Origin of the sequence: Raoultibacter timonensis, assembly GCF_022845715.1 — a bacterium.
Lineage (GTDB): Bacteria > Actinomycetota > Coriobacteriia > Coriobacteriales > Eggerthellaceae > Raoultibacter > Raoultibacter timonensis.
Genome location: NZ_AP025564.1, coordinates 504089 through 523706, shown reverse-complemented (window position 1 = coordinate 523706; position 19618 = coordinate 504089). Strand labels below are relative to the sequence as shown.

Annotated in this window: 12 protein-coding genes and 1 tRNA gene; 5 read left to right on the top strand and 8 right to left on the bottom strand. The window is 59.2% G+C overall.

Annotated features, from left to right (window positions below):
- Positions 1-68: 68 nt before the first annotated feature.
- A complete protein-coding gene (locus tag MWL89_RS02030) occupies positions 69-3041 on the bottom strand; it encodes an EAL domain-containing protein (protein WP_244411566.1) in 2973 nt (990 codons plus the stop codon).
- A gap of 321 nt (positions 3042-3362) precedes the next feature.
- On the opposite strand from MWL89_RS02030, the gene MWL89_RS02025 reads away from it, so the two are divergent.
- Positions 3363-4760, top strand: coding sequence for a GGDEF domain-containing protein (locus tag MWL89_RS02025; RefSeq protein WP_244411565.1), 1398 nt, complete (start codon positions 3363-3365; stop codon positions 4758-4760).
- A gap of 129 nt (positions 4761-4889) precedes the next feature.
- Here the strand turns inward: MWL89_RS02025 and MWL89_RS02020 are convergent, their stop codons facing one another.
- The 6 genes from MWL89_RS02020 to MWL89_RS01995 form a co-directional block, all read right to left on the bottom strand.
- Positions 4890-6203, bottom strand: a complete 1314-nt coding sequence (locus tag MWL89_RS02020; protein WP_244411564.1) for an NCS2 family permease — start codon at positions 6201-6203, stop codon at positions 4890-4892.
- Positions 6204-6436: 233 nt separating this feature from the next.
- Positions 6437-7666 carry an ornithine cyclodeaminase, nickel-pincer nucleotide-dependent gene (locus MWL89_RS02015; protein WP_102379261.1) on the bottom strand — a complete coding sequence of 410 codons (1230 nt, stop codon included), beginning with the start codon at positions 7664-7666 and terminating at the stop codon, positions 6437-6439.
- A 73-nt stretch (positions 7667-7739) separates the two neighbouring features.
- Positions 7740-7826, bottom strand: a tRNA-Leu gene (locus MWL89_RS02010).
- Between the two features lie 193 nt (positions 7827-8019).
- Positions 8020-9165 carry a GGDEF domain-containing protein gene (locus MWL89_RS02005; RefSeq protein WP_244411563.1) on the bottom strand — a complete coding sequence of 382 codons (1146 nt, stop codon included), beginning with the start codon at positions 9163-9165 and terminating at the stop codon, positions 8020-8022.
- A gap of 273 nt (positions 9166-9438) precedes the next feature.
- Positions 9439-12246 carry an InlB B-repeat-containing protein gene (locus tag MWL89_RS02000; RefSeq protein WP_244411562.1) on the bottom strand — a complete coding sequence of 936 codons (2808 nt, stop codon included), beginning with the start codon at positions 12244-12246 and terminating at the stop codon, positions 9439-9441.
- 744 nt (positions 12247-12990) lie between these two features.
- Positions 12991-13356: a hypothetical protein gene (locus MWL89_RS01995; RefSeq protein ID WP_102379264.1), complete on the bottom strand. Its 366-nt coding sequence runs from the start codon at positions 13354-13356 to the stop codon at positions 12991-12993.
- A 198-nt stretch (positions 13357-13554) separates the two neighbouring features.
- Between MWL89_RS01995 and MWL89_RS01990 the strand changes: the two genes are divergently transcribed.
- Positions 13555-13989: a hypothetical protein gene (locus MWL89_RS01990; RefSeq protein WP_102379265.1), complete on the top strand. Its 435-nt coding sequence runs from the start codon at positions 13555-13557 to the stop codon at positions 13987-13989.
- A gap of 90 nt (positions 13990-14079) precedes the next feature.
- Here the strand turns inward: MWL89_RS01990 and MWL89_RS01985 are convergent, their stop codons facing one another.
- Positions 14080-15555: a helix-turn-helix transcriptional regulator gene (locus tag MWL89_RS01985; protein ID WP_180995159.1), complete on the bottom strand. Its 1476-nt coding sequence runs from the start codon at positions 15553-15555 to the stop codon at positions 14080-14082.
- A gap of 266 nt (positions 15556-15821) precedes the next feature.
- Here MWL89_RS01985 and MWL89_RS01980 point away from each other — a divergent pair, with 266 nt between their 5' ends.
- From MWL89_RS01980 to MWL89_RS01970, 3 genes are all read left to right on the top strand, one after another.
- Complete coding sequence (locus MWL89_RS01980; protein WP_244411561.1) at positions 15822-17729, top strand: FAD-dependent oxidoreductase; 1908 nt, start codon at positions 15822-15824, stop codon at positions 17727-17729.
- A gap of 223 nt (positions 17730-17952) precedes the next feature.
- The gene (locus MWL89_RS01975; protein WP_244411560.1) at positions 17953-18429 is read left to right on the top strand and encodes a universal stress protein; all 477 of its coding nucleotides are present in this window, start codon (positions 17953-17955) and stop codon (positions 18427-18429) included.
- Between the two features lie 24 nt (positions 18430-18453).
- On the top strand, positions 18454-19524 hold the full coding sequence (locus tag MWL89_RS01970; protein ID WP_244411559.1) for a YdcF family protein: 1071 nt from the start codon (positions 18454-18456) through the stop codon (positions 19522-19524).
- The last annotated feature ends 94 nt before the right edge of the window (positions 19525-19618 follow it).

Below are 19618 nucleotides of genomic sequence, written 5' to 3'. Positions count from 1 at the left end.
CAGAAAGCCCCGTCGCAGAAACACGGCGGTGAGCTTCGGACCGCGCGAGCCGAGCGGGAGCGGTATCTTCACTCCGCTTCGCCCAACCCCGAAAGGAGGTCCCTGAAACGAGCTACGTCTTTGATCTCCCAGCAAACGCTCGCAATCGCGAGCCGTCCGTCCTCGACGCGTAGCACGCGACCGCGGTCGACCGTCCAGAACCAGCTTCCATCCTTGCGGGGCATGCGGTACATAGTCTCGTAGCACAGCCCCTCGTAGTACGTCGGCCCGATATCTTCGATCACCTGGGGAAGATCGTCGGGATGAATGGTGTTGATCACATGCCCGTCGATGCCGGCTACGAACTCGTCGAACGTACTGTATCCGAGCATCTCGACGATTTGGCGATTCGCGTAGAAGAGGGGGAACCCATCCTCACAGTAACCGCCGATCAAACCGCATGGAACCGTTTGCGCGAACAAGTGCGAGGCGATGCTGCGGTACTCTTCGGTCAAAGCGTCGATGCCCTCGTTGATCGAAGTGATACCAAGCACGCTATCGAGTACGGCCTGCGATGAGAGCAGCGCCTCCTCTTGCAGCTTCTGCTCGGTCACGTCGGATATCCCCGCGTAGAAGATGCGCCGCTCGCCCTCGCTTTTGAGGAAGTACGCCTTCATATGAAACCAACCGAGCTCGCCCGAAAGGCGGTACCGCCGAAACGTCGCTTCCGCGCCGGCGATGGGATGGCGTTCGGCTCGATCGAACATATCGAGGATCATCGGCAGGTCATCGGGATGGATCATGCGGTAAATCCAGGCCTGGCGCTCTCCGAGATCGACCGGATTGCATCCGGTTACCCGGTAGTAACCGTTGTTTACCTGCATGAGCTCGAAACGGTCGGAATAGACGGCGTATACCGCCATACCGCCTAGCAGGTTTTCGAGGATGGTGCGGCTCGCCGCGCCTCCGTCTTGCACCAAATCGGCCAGATCGATATCGTCGACGACGCGCGGAAGCACACCGCGATAGTCGATGAGCCCTTCGGTTTCCATAAGCGCTTCGAATTCGCTCTGCGGCATCGGACGGTAGAAGTAGAACCCCTGCGCGTAATCGCACCCGATTCGTTTCAAAAATTCTACCTGCTCTGCGGTTTCGACACCCTCGGCAATGACGGGCATGTCCATCAACCGCGCCATACTCGTCACGGCTTCCAAGATGCCTTCGCTTCGATTCGCGTCGTCGGCATCTTCGCGCAGCAAACCCATATCGATTTTCAGCGTATCCACTCCGATGCTCTTCAGCATGTTAAGCGAAGAATAGCCGCTTCCGAAATCATCCATGAGCACGGTAAAGCCCCGCCGCTGCAAATCGTCGACCAGATGCGTCACGCATTCGTCTTCGGCGTAGGCGCTTTCGGTGATCTCCACCTCGAGCAACCTCCGCTCGATCCCGTGACGCTCAACGATGCGCTCGAGCTCATCGGCCACGTCGATGGCGCGCACGTCGGCGCGTGAAACGTTGACCGACACGGGAATAGGATGCCTGCCTTCGGCGATCCACGACGCAAGCAGGCCGCACGCCATATCCCATACATAGCGGTCAAGATAGACGATGAAACCCGTTCTTTCAAGAAACGGTACGAACTCCCCAGGGCCGACCAGCCCTTTTTCGGGATGGTTCCAGCGGACGAGCGCCTCGATCCCCACGATACGACCCGTTCGGATGTTGCACTTCGGTTGCGCATACAAGACGAACTCGCGCTGATCGAGCGCGCGCTGAATGGCTGCGAGCATCTTCGGTTCCTGCTCGAGCTCGAGCCCCATGCCCCGATCGTACCACGCGATACGGCGCGCATAGGTTCCCTTCACCGTGTTCATGGCGATCATGGCCCGATCGCAGAATGCGCTGACGGGCACATTGGAACCGTCGACGCCGCACACGCCGATAGCGGGATAGAAGCGAACATCCATGGTTTCATCGGGAGCGATCGTACCGATCGCCGATTCGAGATCGTTATCGCGGGCGATTCCCGCAGGCAGCAACGCAACGAAATCGTCCGACCCGAAATAGCCCACCGAACCTTCGTGCCGTTCGCAGAAAGAAGCCAGTCGATCCGCGAGCGCGCGAAGCATGCGATCCCCCACTTCGCGACCGTACCAATCGTTCAGCACCTTGAAGTGCTCGATATCGATGTAGACCATCTCGTATCCGCCTGCGCGATCGGCGTCCGCAATCCTGCGTTCCACTTCGTCGAGGAAGGGGCGGGCGCCCCAAAGACCCGTGATAGAATCGCGTTCGTCACGCGCGGCCAGGTCGCCATCATCGCCGACTCGTGCAGCCTCATGGTCTTTCCTGCGCTGGACATCGGTGATGAAACACAGAAGCGAAGGGTCTTCGCGCTCTTCGCCGACAAGCGGCACGATGGAATGGGAAACCCAGCTCCACGTGCCGTCTTCCTTCAGCGTTCGAAACTCGCCGCCCGACACCTTCACGCCGCGCTCGAGCACCCGTACAAGGTTTTCGTAGCTCCATAAGGCTCGGTACCGATCCCGATCCTCTTCGTGAATCGTGGCCAGACGCGCGTCGCGTTCGGCGTCGCTGAATGCTCCGCCCATGCTCGGCATGACGTACTTCCCCGGTTCGTGGTACAGCACGCGAAACGTCCTGCACACGACATCGATCTCGATAAGCTCATCGTAGGCCGAGCTGCCGTCGAGTTCGAGCAGCAGATTCTTGTCCGACTCGTCGATTTCCCTGCTCGCCATCAGCATGCAAGGACCGTGATCCGGCCAATCGATATCGATGCACGTCGCCTCGAACCATGCATGCTTGTGATGGTTGTACAGCACGCTGCGGCCGAGGCGGTCGTCGTTTTTGTTGCGCCATGGGCAATCCGGACACGGTGCGTTCTCCCCCCGAACAATCTCGTAGCAACGATCGCCGAGACGGGCCTCGGGCATGGTTTTCATCGTATTCTGATCGAGGTAGACCAGCCGATGGTGGCTGTCTACCACATAGGCGTTCCACCGCTGCCTGCCGTCGGGAGCTGTTATCTCAGCCATGCCCCGCCTTTCGCTCACGAGCTTACCGCACCGTTCGACCTCGGGCGGGCGGCCAAAGCCCTGCTCGCCCGATTCGGCTCGTTCGATGCCGCACGCGCGAACCCCATACGCGCATGCAAGAGTATTATATGAGTTTATCACGTATCTTTATCTCCGTCGCATCGCCATCGCACGATGCGGCGCATCATCAACCAAACGTTCGTCCTGCGACCATGGGCACCCGCCTGGTTTTCGCTAGAGCACTCTGTATAACTAAGTATTTTAGTCTTATATAAGCTATACTGGCATGCATTAACGTATTCGATCCGTTTGGGAGCGAGCATGGCGTCAAAGCAAAACCGTTCAGAGCACGCCGCTAATCCCTCGCCCGATTCCCGCAGCGAGGAGTCGACTATGGACAGCAGCGACATCACAGCCGCCATATGCGAAGAAAGCGACGGGTTCATCTACGTTTCCGACACATGCACCAACGAGCTTTTGTACCTCAACAAAACAGCGCGCGATCTGCTCGGCTCCGCAGACAACGATTACCGTGGCAAGGTGTGCCATCGCGTGCTATACGGCCTCGAGGAGCCGTGTCCGTTCTGCACGAACGACAAGCTTTCTTTCGACGAAACGCACTGCTACCAGCACTATAGCGAACGACATGGGCGCTATCTTCTTTGCCGCGACAAGCTCATCGAAGTAGACGGCAAGCCCGTGCGGCTCCAAATAGCCGACGACACCACCCCCGAAGTCGAGGAGCGCAGCAGTCTCGAAGCACGCCTGGCCGTCGAAGAAACGCTTGTCCGCTGCGCTCGCACGCTTTCGGGAAACATTGAGGGAGCATCGGGGATCGACGAGCTGCTTCGCATCCTCGGGGAATTCTACAATGCCGACCGCGCCTACGTGTTCGAATCGACGCTCAGCGGCATCGCCATGACAAATACCTACGAGTGGTGCGCAGCCGCAATACCCCCGGAAATAGATAGTCTTCGCAATGTGCCCCTCGATGCATTCGACAGCTGGATACAGCAGTTCGATTCCATCGGCATGGTTCACCTCATCGACATCGAAAGCACGCTCGACCACGATACGGAAGAATACCGCACACTCGCACCCCAAGGGATAGACAGCCTGATCGTCGTGCCGCTGTACGAGGAAGGCGGCGTGATGAGGGGCATGCTCGGCGTCGACAATCCGCGGCGCAACACCGAAGAGGACCGGCTGTTGCGCTCCCTCACGTATTTCGTGCAAAACGATCTCGAGAAGCGCCAGATGCTCGAGCGGCTCAACGAGCTCTCGCACGTTGACAGCCTTACGGGAATAGGAAACCGCACCAGCTACCTCGAAAAGCTCGTCGAGTTCTCCGAAAATCGGCCCGCCGCCTTCGGGGTCGTATTCGTGGATATCAACGACCTCAAAATCGCGAACGACACCCAGGGGCACTCGTTCGGAGACAGGATCATCCAGCGGGCGGGACAACTCCTCAACGAATCGTTTTCCGGCAGCGTGTTCCGCATCGGCGGCGACGAGTTCGTCGCGTTCGCTATCGATCTGCCCCGCATCGAGTTCGACCGCCGTATCGAAAGCTTCAAAGAGAGCATTGCCCGGGACAGCATTGTCAACGTATCGGTAGGTGCCGTTTGGGACGACGGCAATTGCGCTCCCCGCGATCTCGTCGCGCAGGCGGATGCACTCATGTACGAAGACAAGAGGAATTACCACTTCAGGCGGTAGCGACGCAGAGGGCAAAGCAGCGGTAGCCGCCGGCCGTGTATCCTCTGTTCCGAAAACAGAGGATACAGCAGTGCACCCGGCCGAAGCGACCGGGTGCACACGCATGAGAATGGCAGCGGAGCGAACCGTTTAGGCGAAGATGAACGCCGCCAAGAACGCAAGCGCCGCGACCCACATAAGCGGTTTGACGTCTTTCGGCTTGCCCTGAACCACCTTGATGATGCAGTAGGAGATGAAACCGAACCCGATGCCGTTGGCGATCGAGTAGGTAAAGGGGATGCCGATGATCGTGACGAACGCCGGAAACGCCGAGGCGATATCCGACCAATCGATCTCGCCGATCTCGGTCATCATGAGATACCCGACAACCACGAGCGCGCCGCATGTTGCCGAGCCGCTCACCATGCCGATAACGGGAGCAAGGAACGCGCACACGGCAAACGCGATGCCGATCACGATGTTCGACAAACCGGTACGAGCGCCGGCCGCAGCACCGGAAACCGATTCGACAAACGACGTGATGGAGCTCGCACCCACGAAGCCGCCCACAGCCGCCGCAGCGGAGTCGACCGTAAGGATGGGCTTGATGTCTTCGACATCGCCTTTTTCGTCAACGAATTCGGCGCGGCTGCCAACAGCCACCACGGTGCCCATGGTGTCGAAGAAGTCGCTCATGAGCAAGCTGAACACGAACAGCAGCAAGATGGGCTGCATGAACACTTCCACGATGCCCATAACGCCGTTGGGCGTCATCTGGAACGGTGCCGCGAAAGCAGAGAAGTCCGGTACGAACGTGAAGTCGGTGATCGGGGGCGTCACGCCGAGCGGAATGCCCACAACGGTAGCAACGATGATCGAGATGAGCAGGCCCGCTTTGAACTTGAGTGCTGTGAAGATCACCGCGACGATGAGCGAGACGACGGCGACGATCGCAGCAGGGCTCGTCAGATCGCCGAGCACGATGAACGTCGATTCGTCAGCAGCGATGAATCCGCCGCCCTTGAGGCCGATAAAGGCGATGAACAGACCGATGCCGATGCCAATCGCCCGACGCAGCGAAACGGGGATGGCATCCATGACCGCTTGGCGCAAACCGCAGAGCACCAGAACGAGGATGAGGATACCCTCGAGGAAAATAACGCCCATCGCCACGCGCCAGTCGACGCCAAGACCCAAGCAGAGCGTGTAGGCCACGATCGCGTTGATTCCCATACCTGAAGCGAGCGCGATGGGCCGGTTGGCAAACAGGCCCATCGCGACCGTCATGATAGCAGCGCCGAAGCATGTTGCAGTCAAACCGGCGTTGAACGGAATTCCCGCCGCCTCCATCATTGCCGGATTCACGGCGATGATGTACGACATGGCGAGAAACGTCGTCAAGCCACCGATGATCTCCGTGGAGACCGTGCTACCCCTCTCTGAAATCTTGAAAAACTTATCCACCCAGAATCACCCACCAATCCTTCGTCCCGCCTGCGACAGCGGGAATAAGCCAACAATGCGAAAATGATAGCACCGAAAGCAAAATTTGGGCCGACAAAGAGGTAAGGGAATGCCTTTTTCTGCCGACCCCCGCATCGGAAAGGCGGCGGCGTGCGATTCCATGTGTTTCTGCAGGCTACCGCCTCCTTTGCCCATGCAGGCACCACGGGCGGCAGCTCTGCGTGGCGAGAGCCTCAGCAGCCCAGCTCGTCGGCGAGCTGCTTCAGGAACAACCCGACATCGGTTACCACGCCGATCGTCTGCAAGCTGCCCCGATCGGCGAGCTTGGTGACGACCGCGGGGTTGATGTCCACGCACACGGTAGTAACCGAAGCGGGCAGGAGGTTGCCGGTGGCGATGGAGTGGAGCATGGTAGAAAGCATGATGCACGCACCCGCTTCGCGACACCAGGCACGCATCGCATCCTGCGCCTCGATAACATCGGTGATAACGTCGGGTAAGGGACCGTCGTCGCGGATGGACCCCGCGAGGATATAGGGGGTGCCGGTCTTCACGAGCGTGTACATGAGCCCGCTTGCGAGCACGCCCTTCTCAACCGCATCGCGAATGCCTCCCGCAGCCCTGATCCGGTTGATGGCGCGCAGATGATGCTCGTGACCACCGGGGACGGGAACTCCGCTCTTCATGTCGATGCCGAGCGAGGTGCCGAAAAGAGCGACCTCGATATCGTGCGTCGCAACAGCGTTACCGCCGAACAGGACGCTCACGTACCCCGCGTTCACCAAACGCGCAAGGTGCTCGGCCGCACCCGTATGGATCACCGCAGGGCCTGCCACGGCAATGGTCTTGCGCCCATCGTCGCGCACCTCCCGAATGAGCGATGCCACTTGCTTGATGGTCTGCGCTTTGGGCTTTTCGCTGCTCACCGTTGAATTCATGAACTCGAACGCCGTTTTCTCACGGGGCCGCTCCTGCGAGATCACGCGGAGCCCCGCCTGGCCGACCACATAGCGGTCGCCCGCACGCACCTGAGAGATCGGCACGCCGCAGGCCGTCTGCGTCACTTCGTCGACGCGGATACCCAGATCCATTTCGGTGCCCTCGACGTGCACCCAATGTCCGCCGATGCGGATATACGTTTCGAGGTTGGTGGTGGAATAGAAGCCTTCGGGAAACACGCCGTCAGCCGGGGCGGGCTCCACGTGGGCGTTCTCAAGGTGGACGGGCACGACACCGTGTTCGTGAATGCTTCTCAATATCTCGTAGAGGTGCTGCTCGTCGCGCCCGAACACGCGCATCGTCAGCTTGGAGGGATTTTCGTTGCCGCGTCCGATATCGAGCGAAAGCACCTCGAACTCGCCGTCGAGCTCGACGATCCCGTTCATGATGCTCGACAGGATGTTAGAATCGATCAGATGCCCTTGGGCGGTCACGTCTTCGTACAGGCGTCGTTGTTCTGGCATAGCTCATCCCTCCCGCAACGGTTGCGAACCGTACAGAAAAAGCCAGGTACGAGACCTGGCTTTTATCCTTGAATGGTGCGGGTGAAAGGACTTGAACCTTCACGGGGTTGCCCCCATACGGACCTGAACCGTACGCGTCTGCCAATTCCGCCACACCCGCATGCGCTCTCCGGCCTCAGCCGAAAGCAAGTGAAAATGATACCCCAGTTGACCTTCGCTGGCAAGCGGAAACAACGATGCAATTCCAGATGCGATTCCGATCGGTCCGTCCTCTGCAAGATTCGAATCGCCGCCAAATTTTCCCTCTCAAGCAGCAAGCCATCGGAAAACCGCCTGAAACCGCGAAAAACGTCTCACGCCCCATCCCGCGTCTCCATGCCCGTCTTCTTTCGCCGCTTCTCCTCGTACATGCTTTCATCGAGCTGTCTGAGAAAACTATCGGCCCCGTCGCAGTCGAAGGCCGCACACTCGATCGCACCTATGCTGAAGTCGATACTCCCCCACGGCGCAGGATGTTCGTTCGCCTTGGCCTTGCCCGCCTCCAAGCGGGCGATCACCTCAGACGCCATCGGCCCATCCCCCGCATTCCAAGCAATGATGAACTCGTCTCCGCCGTAGCGCGCCGAAACGGCCTCCTTCGGTTCGCTTGCGCGGATGATCGCCGATAAGGTCTTCAGCGCCTCGTCGCCGCACGCATGGCCGAACGTGTCGTTGATGCGCTTCAAATCGTCGAGGTCGATCATAACGCCGCGCAACGTCGCATGCCGCGCGCCTGAAAACCACTTGTCCAGCCGATCCGCGAGAGCACGGCGAGTAGCCAGTCCGGTCAGTTCATCCGTGTACATCAGATCGCTCTGCGAAACCTGATAGATCATGAGCGCCGATACCGCATATGCGCAGGCAAGCGAGACGCTCCGATCAAACAGCTGCACCACTTCGGCGACAAACGGAACCAGCGGGAACAAAGCGAACGGCACGATGATTCCACGCTTAACCCGTTTGCGCTGCGAGAAGAGCACCGCGATTACGGCGAGCGCACTCAGGTAGTTGAGCAGCGTGAACACCCACATGAGCGCAAATCCCACAACAAAGCTGCCGTCTTGGCCGATAAAAAACATGTCTTTCGAGGCCAGATTCACCAGCACGATGCCCTCGTTTATCACCAGCACGCACGTGTAGAATGCCCTGAACGCACGATTGCCGCCTCGCCCGAACAGCGTGCAATCGACATAGCGCGCCCATATCCAAACGATTGCGGCATTTACGGCAAAGTACGCGCTTTTCGCCGCGAATGCGACATCCCTCGAAAGACCTTCGGACGACCCCGAAAAAACAAGATAGAGCATATCGAGCAAGAGAAACGCCATAACGAATACGACCAGCCCGAAGTACAGGCGGCCCGACGTTTTCCTGGTACGCGAAGCTTTCAGACCTCCCATCGTCACAAGCATGAAGACGATGGAAAGAAGATCGAGCGCTATGCTGCTATCGATATTCACGAGCGGCGTTTCACCCCTTGCTACGCAGGCTCTCATCGCGCGGGAGAACCGTACCATCGGATCCGCCCAGAAGAAACGCGCACAGCCGAACTCCGAGAAGCCGCAAGCGAACGCGCTTCCTTCCGAATTCTACACCCATGCCGCATTGAATATATCTTAACCGGTCATCTTTACGGTAAACGCAAGGGCTTTCGCACTTAGCAATGCAGCGAGCACGCCGAATGCCCGAGCAATCAAAGCAGCCCCGATCGCATCGGTCGGGGCTGCTTGCGGCTACCTGTTCATGCGACCTGCCCTTTTGGAGTTCGCTGCAAGGGCGAGAGCAACGCCGCCCGCACCAAGCAGCACGGCACCTGCAACGATCGGCAGAACAGGGCTATCCCCCGTACGCGCCAGGGTCTTGCCGGTCGACGCGGGCTTCGCATCAACCGGTTTCGGGTCGATCGGCTTCGGGTCTTCGGGATCGGGATCCTCCGGCCCCGGAGGCACGGGCACATCGTTTTCGATCCACTTGGCATGCAGCGTCATATCGTCCATGACCGCTTCGGCAAAACTCCATTTCGTCGTCAACGCCTGATCGGTATACCAGCCTTCGAGCGTGTACCCCTCGAGCTCCGGCTTTTCGGCTCCGGTCGGCTCGACGGCTACCGAACCACGCGCAACCGTCTGGTCGGCTGGCTTCGGCGCACCCCCGTTCGGCTCGAACCGCACGAGGTACTTCACCGTATCCTGGGGCTTGATGTCGCCGAGCAAAACCACGTTGTGCGCCGAACCCTGCGGGCCGAGCACCACCTTCTCACCTGTTTCAGGCGCGGTCCTCGTAGCGGTCAGCGAAAGGCCGGTTTCGGCATTGCCCGTCCCCGACGTCGTATACACGCCACTCTCGTTCGATGCCAGCAGTACGGCGGGATGGTCGGCTGTCCACGAATAATGCGCAGGGCTCGCCATGTGCCATGCCCCGGCATAGGGGTTGAAGGCATCGGCCTCGTTGTCGGCTATCGCTTCGCTCACCGGAACAACGTAGCGCTCGGTCACCGTGCCGCCGTCGGCCTTGATCTCGTTTTTACCCGCCTTGTAGTTCGAGATCGCGATGGCTGCAACATCGTTTGCTTCCGGCTCGTAGGGGTCGGTCAGACGGGCGGTTCCCGTAACGCTCGCGGCCGATGTGGCTGCGAGAGAGCCCGCTAGCGCAATGCCCGCGATATCGCCTTCCGCATTCACGCGAGAACCGTTGTGCACAAAGATGCGCGTATTGCCCCAGTCCCACTCGTCGTCGCCGTCTTCGTCGCCGACATCGTAAGGATCGTAGGGAATTTCGGGCTGCGTGTAGTTTATGCCGAGCCACCCATAATAGGTGCCCAGGGCGTCGACCGTCGTATTGGAGAGGTCGATCTGCCCCTCGCTGCTGCGAATGGCGGCAGACGGGTAGGTCGCCGGGGTCGCCAGCGGCGCAACAAGACCCTCGAGGGCGTCGCCCGAGGCGACCGCTTCGATATCGGTGTCGGAGATCAGGAATCGCTCTCCTTCGGTTTCCAAACCAACCTCGGTCCCATGTGCGATAATCGTCGAGTTATCGATGGTCACCGTCGGTATTTCAGGCTCGGGTTCGGCTTCATCGCGCAAATCGATGCCTGCGGTGGCCATCGTTGGAATTATCTGCCTATTGCACGAAATCAGCAGGCCAACCGCCTCTTTCGAAACGATACTGGACGATATTTTCGTATCGGCGATGCGAGCGCCCCGCAATATGCCGCCGATCCAACCGTACTCTTCAGGATCGCCCGCCGCAACGGTAATCGACGTGTGCTCCTTGCCTGCGCCGAATATCTCCGTCGATTCGGTAACTTCCAGACCCGTTCCGATAGAACTCACTGAAATGGTCCCCCTGCTCGGAGCATCCTCGGCACCGATCTGGAGAGTGGCGAGGGCAATGCCGCTATACCCGGCAGTCACTTCAACCGATGCTTCCGTGCCGAGGACCATATCGTAAAGGGAAGCGCCGCTCCCGTTCGGAACATCGATGTTCACGCTCCCACCGTCGACGGTAAGCTTGCTGCTGTATCCGCCGATACCGCTCATATTCGAGCTGTCCGAAGCCGCCAGAGAAAGGGAGCCGTTCTCGATCAGAAGATCGGCATTGTTCAAAGAAAGGAGATTGCCCCATCCTTCGCCTTCCATATTCGCGACCGAAAGACTGCCGCCGTTCGCAATACGAGACTGGGGGACAACGGGCTCGTCGTAATCGAGCCCGTATCCCGAATCGACGCTCACAACCGGATCGACGTTGACCGAACCCTGCTTAACCGCCACGTCGATCGATCCGCCATCGATCACCAAAGCCCCGTAGCACCCAACGGCGTACCAGCGATGATCGTCACCCGAAAACGACCATTGGGATCTCAGCGTTCCGTATACGGTCAGGTTCATGCATTCCACCACGTCGCCGAAGGCAACCGACGCGCCCGCCGCAACGACGAGGTTGAACCCGGCAGGCTCCCATCCCATGTTGGGCCACTCCATCAAGGTTGCGCTCGCAAGCGAGCCCGTACCCTTGAGGGTCACGGTTCCCGCCGAATCGGAAGCCATTGCAAGGACGGTCGATGCGTCGTACGAACCCGACCCCGTAACCGCTCCCGTCAGCTCGTACGTTCCGTCGTCTTTGAGCTCGAGCATCGTATCCCCCGAAGCATCGATCGAAATAACGGCATCGGGCTGCTCGCGAAGATCGGCAGCCTGCGAGGAATCGTCGGTCTTTTCACCCTGGGTCGAAAGGGAGTCGGCGGGCATCGCATCGCTCGCCTCCGCACCGCTTTCGCCGTTCGGTGCTCCGGTATCGCTCTGCGCGCCCTCGCCGGACGCCCCGCCCTCAGCATCTGCTCCGCTTTCGCTACCGTTCGGCTCGCCTGCCTGCGGCGCCACATCGGAGCCGTCACCTGATTCGGCCTGAGCACCTTCGGCTCGCTGCCCTCGTGCGGAATCAGCAATTCCCTCCGCAGCGGCAGCCAGAGGCAAAGCCGCCACGAGAAGCAACGCCAGCAATGCCGCCACCAGGGCATTCGATATGCCTCTCATCGTTCGCATACGCAATCCTTTTTCTCGCATAACCGTTCTACACCCGTGCTTTGGCGCATCAGGTATGTAATAAGTTCTCATAATACGTGACCAAACTAGTACTGTAATATATTCCACAATTATTATGTAATATATTCCTTTATGATACCGACAAGATCGCAATTTGAGAGCTTGTTATTTGGTTATTTGGTTATTTGGTTGTTGGATTGATCGCAAAGCCGGATTGAGCCACCGCAAGGAGGAACTGGGCGAATACCGCCTGCCGCAAGCGAAGGAAGCCGAAGATGCCGCGCCGCTGCGAGTGCGAAGACCGACGGTACTGCGCTCTTGCGAGCATACTCCAGAAGCCGCCCTTTCGCTGCCAAAGCAAAACCGACAAGGCTCCCGCTGCCTCACCGGAACACGCACAACGGGGGTTTTCGGTAAAACCACTCGAGTTTGGCAGAGATTTTCGATTTTTTCCTCGCAACGCGTCCATGCCAGCAGCGGTGCGAAAGCCGATTCTCGGCCTGCAGGGTTTGGTAGCGGCACCGTACCGCTCGGCGGGTTTGCCTTCGACCCGAACGAGTGCTGCATCCCAACCGACCTCGGGTCGAGTTGCCTCTTCTGCTCGACCTCATGGCAATCCGACCGACAGGGTCGTAGGTGAGACGGGCCTCTGGCAACATCAAACCCGCGACCCCAACTCCGATCGAATGCCGCACGCCCACCTGCCAACCAGCAAGCGCGCGGACGCCGTCAACAGCCTCGAAGCTATCCCATCTTCATGAAACCGAGCGAGTACGACACGATCCAGAACACGAGAGCGATAGCCGCGTAGATGCGCATCGGGCTCGACGCCTTGCCATCTGCGCGATGGCGTATCACGAACACGAGATCGACCACCATGAGCGCGAGCGCGGTATAGCCGATCCATCCGTGGAAATCCGCCGGAATAAGACCTTGCGCCTGGATCATCATGCAGACCGTCGCAATCGCATCGCATACGACGGCGATGGTCTGCATGATGACGTTGCGTTTCTTCACCTTCCCGGTTATCACCGTCATCAAGATGCCGACGGTGTACAGGATAAGCGCTGTCGTGGCAAGCAGCGCTCCGATCATTACGGGTACGGGCATGTTCGATTTCTCCTCGCTTCTCGATATGCAAGCGCAAAGATCATGTTTGCGCGACGAAGCACTCTACCCCCATGACGTTACGTCATGGCAAGGGTAAATCCCGATGAATGATGTGTTTTTCGCGGATATCAGACGAGCGGCGCATGGAACAAAGCCGAAAAAGGGTATATCTTCTCTGATCGACAAGAAAGGGATGACATGGCCGATTTACCACGCACCACGAACACAGGCCTTGCGCTGTTCGCACTTGCCGCGCTGCTCACGTTCGGTTTCATTACCTTGCTCCAGTTTACGCCCATGCCCTGGTTCTTCGGTGCGCTTATCGCCATGCATTGCGGTATCGCGCTGTTCATTATCAGCAAACGCCTGTTCAAGAACTGCACCTACATCGTAGCCCGGTACTACCGGTTCGAATACCTGCTGCTGGTTCCCTATCTGCTGATCATGGCGTACGCCTTCGCCAGCAAGGCGAACATCGTCCCGCTGTTCGAAACAGAGAAGAGCATCGTCACCCTCGCCTATACTTTTACGTGCCTGGTGCTGACGATCTGGAACTTCCAGCGCATGCGCAAAGATGTGCTGAACCAGCAAGACGAAGTGCTCGCATCTCGCAAAGCGCTCGGAGCTTTCTAGCCCGATCCGCTCCCCCCGGCCTTGGGGCCGAACTGGGAATTCAAGCCATCACAACGCATCGGACCTACGGACCTACGGGCTTACGGGCCGTCAAACCTGCGCGGCATCGCTTTTGCCCGCAGGCTTTTTGCTGCCGTCGACCGCACCGTCATAGGCCTCGACCTCGATCAAATCCATCATCTCCTGACGGCTGTGCACATCGAGCTTCTGATAGATGCGACGCGTATGAGATTTGAGCGTACCCGTTGCAATGTAGAGTTCTTTCGCTATTTCGGGAAGCGTCTTCTCGGAAGTGAGCAGCCAGAACACTTCCTTCTCGCGCGGCGAAAGCCGATAGCGGTCGGCGATCTCGGCGCAGCGCAGCGCAAAGCGGCTCGCCTCGTCGCCGTCTTCGGCGATCTTATCGGCGCCGAAGAACGCGAGGCCCCATTCCTCCGATGCCTTCCGCTCGAACAGGAGCGCTACCGTTGCAATGACCACGAGGATCGTCAGCACCACGATTACGATGGTGTCATCGGCGCGCACGGGCAGAAGCCCTGCGTTCATCGAGCTTTCGAGCAGATCTCCCCCCACCACGGTTACCGTCGCAACCTCCTGGATGCCGCACAGAACGAGCACCGATATGCCGTAGCGATGCGATATGTCGCACAGGAGAATCGTGATTACCAAGAACATCGACGTGTAGGCTGTCGATATGAAAAGGCTTCCCACCACATTGCTTTTCGAGAAGGCGAGCAGGGTTATGAGCAGACCGCACGTCATGAGAACGAACGGCGTACGGTAGATGAACGTGAAGTCGAAGCGATGAGACAAGAGGTACGTGGCCAGAAACAGCGCGCCCGCCGCGATGATAGTGCCCCATACCGAGGGGCTCACCATCGAGATATCGTCGGCCGCATGGAATCCGAAGATGAACTGGTAGATGCCGAGCACGACGATAAGGCCCCACGGGAAGCGCATCTTGCCCCACGTCCGCTTCGGCAGATCGGCCTTCGGGATCTTCGCAAACCCGATCTTCAGGCAAACGAGCGAGAGCAGCGGGAGTACAACCAGCACGAACGATAGCCGCTCAAGGCCCATCCCCACGAAGAGCCACCCCATGATGGCGCCGAGGAAGAACGCACCCGACACGTAGATCACCACACGGAACGGGTTGAAGCAGCTCTGGAGCTCCGCCCACATAAGAATGGAGAGCGACGCGCCCGCACCCGCGCATACGATCGAGGCGATCATGAGCGCGAATCCCGCATCGCCGCCAACGCCGCTTGCAACCCAAAGCACCGTCGACGCAATGAGCGCAGCCGTTGCCGTAGGCATAGACCACGGCTTCTCGTAGAGCGGTGCGACCTTGCGCGCGAAAACGGCCAGCGGCGCGAACACGGCGATCATCGCGAGGAGAAACAGATCCTGCCCGATCCACGCCTGACCGGGCACCAGCGCTGAAAATCGGTAGAACGCCATATCGTCCCATGCGCGGATGAAAGCGAATCCGAAAAAGCACAGCGACAAGTGCTTGAGATCGCCGAGCTTTCGCCCGGTAGCGAAAGGCCGATCATCATTGTTCACCGCTCTATCGTCTTGCACTGTCTCGGTTCGCACGCTCCCACCCCCGCAAGCATTATATACAGAGGGATGGGTTTTCGAGCAGCGGTTTACATGCGGGTTACAAAAATACACCCCACGCTGTGCCATGGGGAGATGTGCGCAATTCGATTTGTCTGCATACTGCGGCTTGCCGATGCCGGCCGTTCGGCTGAGGCAGGAATTGCACCGCATCAACTTGGGAGGACATTATGGAATCAAACCATTCATCAGCTTCAAACGGAACGCCGATGAGCCGTCGCACGTTCATGAAAACAGCAACGATAGCCGGCGTATCGATAGCCGTGTTCGGGCTTTCCGGCTGTGCGCCCGCCGCAACGAGCGAGCAGCAGACGAGTTTCACGGCGGGCACCTACACCGCTTCGGCCCAGGGCAAATTTGCACCCGTTACCGTCGAGATGACGTTCGAGAGCGACAGCATCGCAAGCGCCAAGGTAGCCAAGCACGAAGAAACCGAGTACATCTCGGATCGCGCCATCGAGGAAATCCCCGCACTCATCGCCGAACACCAAACGCTCAACCTCGACACCATCACCGGCGCAACGCTCACGAGTATGGCGATTCTGACCGCCGCCGAAGACTGCGTGAAGCAAGCGGGCGGCGATGCGAAGGCCCTCAAGGCCAACTACGAAGCCCCCGCGAAGTCGACCGAGGTCGTCGATCTCGAAGCCGACGTCGTCGTTGCCGGCGCCGGCGCCTCGGGCATGGCGGCAGCAGTCTGTTGCGCGCAACGGGGCGCCAAGGTGATCGTCGTGGAGAAGAGCTGCAACATCGGCGGCAACGGCCTCGTCTGCGGCGGCTACCTCGAGTACCCTGAAACGCCCGTCGAGTTGCGTCCGACCATGACCGACGCGCAGAAAGCCGAGGTCGACGCGAAGATCGCAGCCGCCGAGCAATCGGCCATTCCCGCGACCTACCTCGACGAGCTCAAGCAGCAGTGGGCCGACTGGTTAGCATCCGGTGAAACGCGGTGCTTCGATTCGACGATCCTCGAATCCGTCGAATACAACCTTCCCGACTGCGAAGATTTCGACAACTCCCATCAGGTGACGGTGCGCGAGAAGGAGTTCGGCGATTGGCTCGTCGATTCGGGCTTCAAGTTCAAAGAAGCTGTCGGCATCGTCGGGTACCCGTGGCCTCGCTGGGCGGTTCCCGCCGAAGGTCGCTGCGGACAGAGCTACTTCCAGTTCTACGATAAGGCCATCCAAAACGGCTGCGACGTGCAAGTCATGCTGACCACGCCCGCCACCGAGCTCATCACCGAAGGCGATGCGGTCGTCGGTTTGGTAGCCGTCGGCGAAGACGGAACCACCTACAACATCCGCACCTCGCAGGGGGTCGTCCTGGCAACCGGCGGATTCTCGGGCAACCCCGATATGCTGCGCGAGTACAACCAGATCTGGAACTGGTCGGACACCCAAGCCATCCCCACGACCAACTGCTACGGCCACGACGGCGACGGCATCACCATGGGCCTTTCGGTTGGATGCGGGCTTGCGCTCATGCACCTGCAGATGCCCTTCCCGTTCGCCGACTGCCAGAACGCCACCGATGAGACCACGGTCGGCGATGACATTGATTGCGTGATCGTCAACAAAGAAGGTAAGCGCTTCATGGACGAAGTGCTCGACCGCTACACCATGACCGAGAACATCATGGCCCAACCCGACCAGATGATGTTCATGATATCGGACGCCGACACGAGCCGCGTCGAGGGCGACAAGAACCGCTACGGCCGCGACATGCAGAATCTTATCGATCAGAAGCAGCTCTACGTGGCCGACACCATCGAGGAACTCGCCGAACAGATCGGCTGCGACCCGCAAACGCTTAAGGCGACGATCGACCGCTACAACGAGATCGCGCGCGCAAAGGAGGATCCCGATTTCGGAAGAACGGTCTTCTCGGACCTGAGCCCGATCGAGAATGCTCCTTTCTACGCTTCGCCGCGCACCTGGGCCATGCACATCACCACAGGCGGCATCACCACCGACGTCGTAGGCGGTTACCGTGCGCTGCGTGAAGACGGCACGGTAATCGAGGGACTGCGCGCACTCGGCGAATGCGCATGCGGGATGGCCGGCGTGGCCGTCATGTCACAGGGCCTCGCCCTTGCCAAGGACATGTTCGGCGAATAGAGCCATCGCCGACGCTTCGCACGAGCGCACAACGCAAAGAAGGCCGAGCACGTCATCGGCCTTCTTTGCGTATCGGCCGCCGAGGTGATCGGCCTTCCGCGCACCTCGGCCTTCCGCGCACCTCGGTCCTCGTTTCGAGTCGGTAACCGAGCACGACCGCGAACTCCGATGGCATTCCGTTCGCTATAATGAACCCATCGGCCTACGCGGGAAGAGGAAACGCATGCTGTACAAGACCATCGTCGTCCCCTACGACAACTCGGAATCGGCCCACGCGGCCCTGATCGAAGCCATGAAGATCGCGACGCTCGATTCCGACTCGACCGTTCGCATCCTGCACATCGTCGACACCGAGCAGCGGGTGATCGACAAACTCGAAGCGAAAAGCGGAACGCCCGATGCTCCGAAACCCTCATCCGTTGCCCTGCGGGCCCTCTTCGACGAAGTGATCCACGAAGCCGATACTGAACTCCATGAACATATCGATCCGGTGATCGCCGTCGGCGGCAGCCGTGTGGGTATCGATATCGTGGAGGAAACGCTTCCCGGCGACCAGATCGTCGCCTACGCCAAAGATCACGAAGCAGGGCTCATCGTCATGGGATCGCGCGGCCTCGGTGCGCTGCGCGGCATTCTCGGCAGCGTAAGCAGCCATGTGCTCCGCACGGCCCCCATGCCGGTTATGATCGTCAAGCAATAAGACCGCAGCCGCCGACTCGCCGCCATGGAAGTAATCGCCGCATCCTGCATAGTCACAGCCGTGCTGTTCGGCGTCTTCTTTCTCATATACCGCACGAATAAGACCAGCCTTATGTCGGGATTCACCTTCGGCATGTTTTTGTTTGCACTCGTAGCAACGTATACGATTGCCGTCGGCCAGCATCCCGCAAACCCGTTTTTGCTGTATCCGCTTATCGCGCTAGCAGGCATTGCGCTCATCGTTCCCCTGTTCGGAATATATATCCTCGTCGGCTATCTTCTCCACAACGCACGCGTCGTATTCCGCAAAGAAGGCAGGTCTCTGTCTAACTCGCTTACGCTTATCGCAGCCATCGGCATCATCGCACTCGTCATCGTGTCATGGTTCGTCGCGTCGGAATCCATCCCCATCTGGCTTCAAGCCATCTGGGCTGGCATCACGTCCATCGTGGCGATCTACACCTTCGTCGTCTTCGTGTTCCTCGTTACAACGGCTCTGTGCTCGATAGCCCGCCCGAAGAGAGATAAAGACTACATCGTAGTGCTGGGAAGCGGGCTCATCGAGGGTCGCGTGACACCGCTGTTAGCCGGCAGGATACGCCGCGCCATCCAGTTCGCCCGCAAGCAGCGCGACAAAACCGAGAAGCTTCCCGTACTCGTTATGTCAGGGGGGCAAGGCCCCGACGAGCCTCTGGCAGAGGCTCGGGCCATGGCGCAGTTCGCGATCGACGCAGGATACGATCCCGCCCACGTGCTCGTCGAAGACAAATCGACCAACACCGCCGAGAACATGGCTTTTTCAAAATCCCTGATGGACGCTCGCTCGCCCGGGGGATACAAAGCGATTTTCTCCACAAGCAGCTACCATGTGATGAGAGCGGGCATCTACGCGCGCAAAGCGGGGCTGAGGATCGACGGCATCGGTGCGCCCACCGCACTGTACTACCTTCCAAACGCGCTTCTTCGCGAGTTCATCGCGCTCGTCGTGATGCGCAAGAAACGATTCATCATCGTTGTCGTAATCGTGTTTCTGCTGACCGCAACCTCCTACGGCCTTCCCTATTACCTCGCTCAAATGATCTCTTCCACCCTGTAGGAAAAATCTGCCGTCCAGCGACCCTGGCGCTTTCGCCGCCCACCGCCTATAGCACACGCATATGCACATCAGATCACAAAACGGTATCGATGTG

Bases quoted from the DNA above. Each gene is read 5' to 3' on its own strand.
- MWL89_RS01980 (WP_244411561.1), top strand. From the start codon at position 15,822: ATGAGCCGTCGCACGTTCATGAAAACAGCAACGATAGCCGGCGTATCG.
- MWL89_RS02030 (WP_244411566.1), bottom strand. From the start codon at position 3,041: ATGGCTGAGATAACAGCTCCCGACGGCAGGCAGCGGTGGAACGCCTAT.
- MWL89_RS01995 (WP_102379264.1), bottom strand. From the start codon at position 13,356: ATGCCCGTACCCGTAATGATCGGAGCGCTGCTTGCCACGACAGCGCTT.
- MWL89_RS02015 (WP_102379261.1), bottom strand. From the start codon at position 7,666: ATGCCAGAACAACGACGCCTGTACGAAGACGTGACCGCCCAAGGGCAT.
- MWL89_RS02025 (WP_244411565.1), top strand. From the start codon at position 3,363: ATGGCGTCAAAGCAAAACCGTTCAGAGCACGCCGCTAATCCCTCGCCC.
- MWL89_RS01975 (WP_244411560.1), top strand. From the start codon at position 17,953: ATGCTGTACAAGACCATCGTCGTCCCCTACGACAACTCGGAATCGGCC.
- MWL89_RS01970 (WP_244411559.1), top strand. From the start codon at position 18,454: ATGGAAGTAATCGCCGCATCCTGCATAGTCACAGCCGTGCTGTTCGGC.
- MWL89_RS02000 (WP_244411562.1), bottom strand. From the start codon at position 12,246: ATGCGAACGATGAGAGGCATATCGAATGCCCTGGTGGCGGCATTGCTG.
- MWL89_RS01990 (WP_102379265.1), top strand. From the start codon at position 13,555: ATGGCCGATTTACCACGCACCACGAACACAGGCCTTGCGCTGTTCGCA.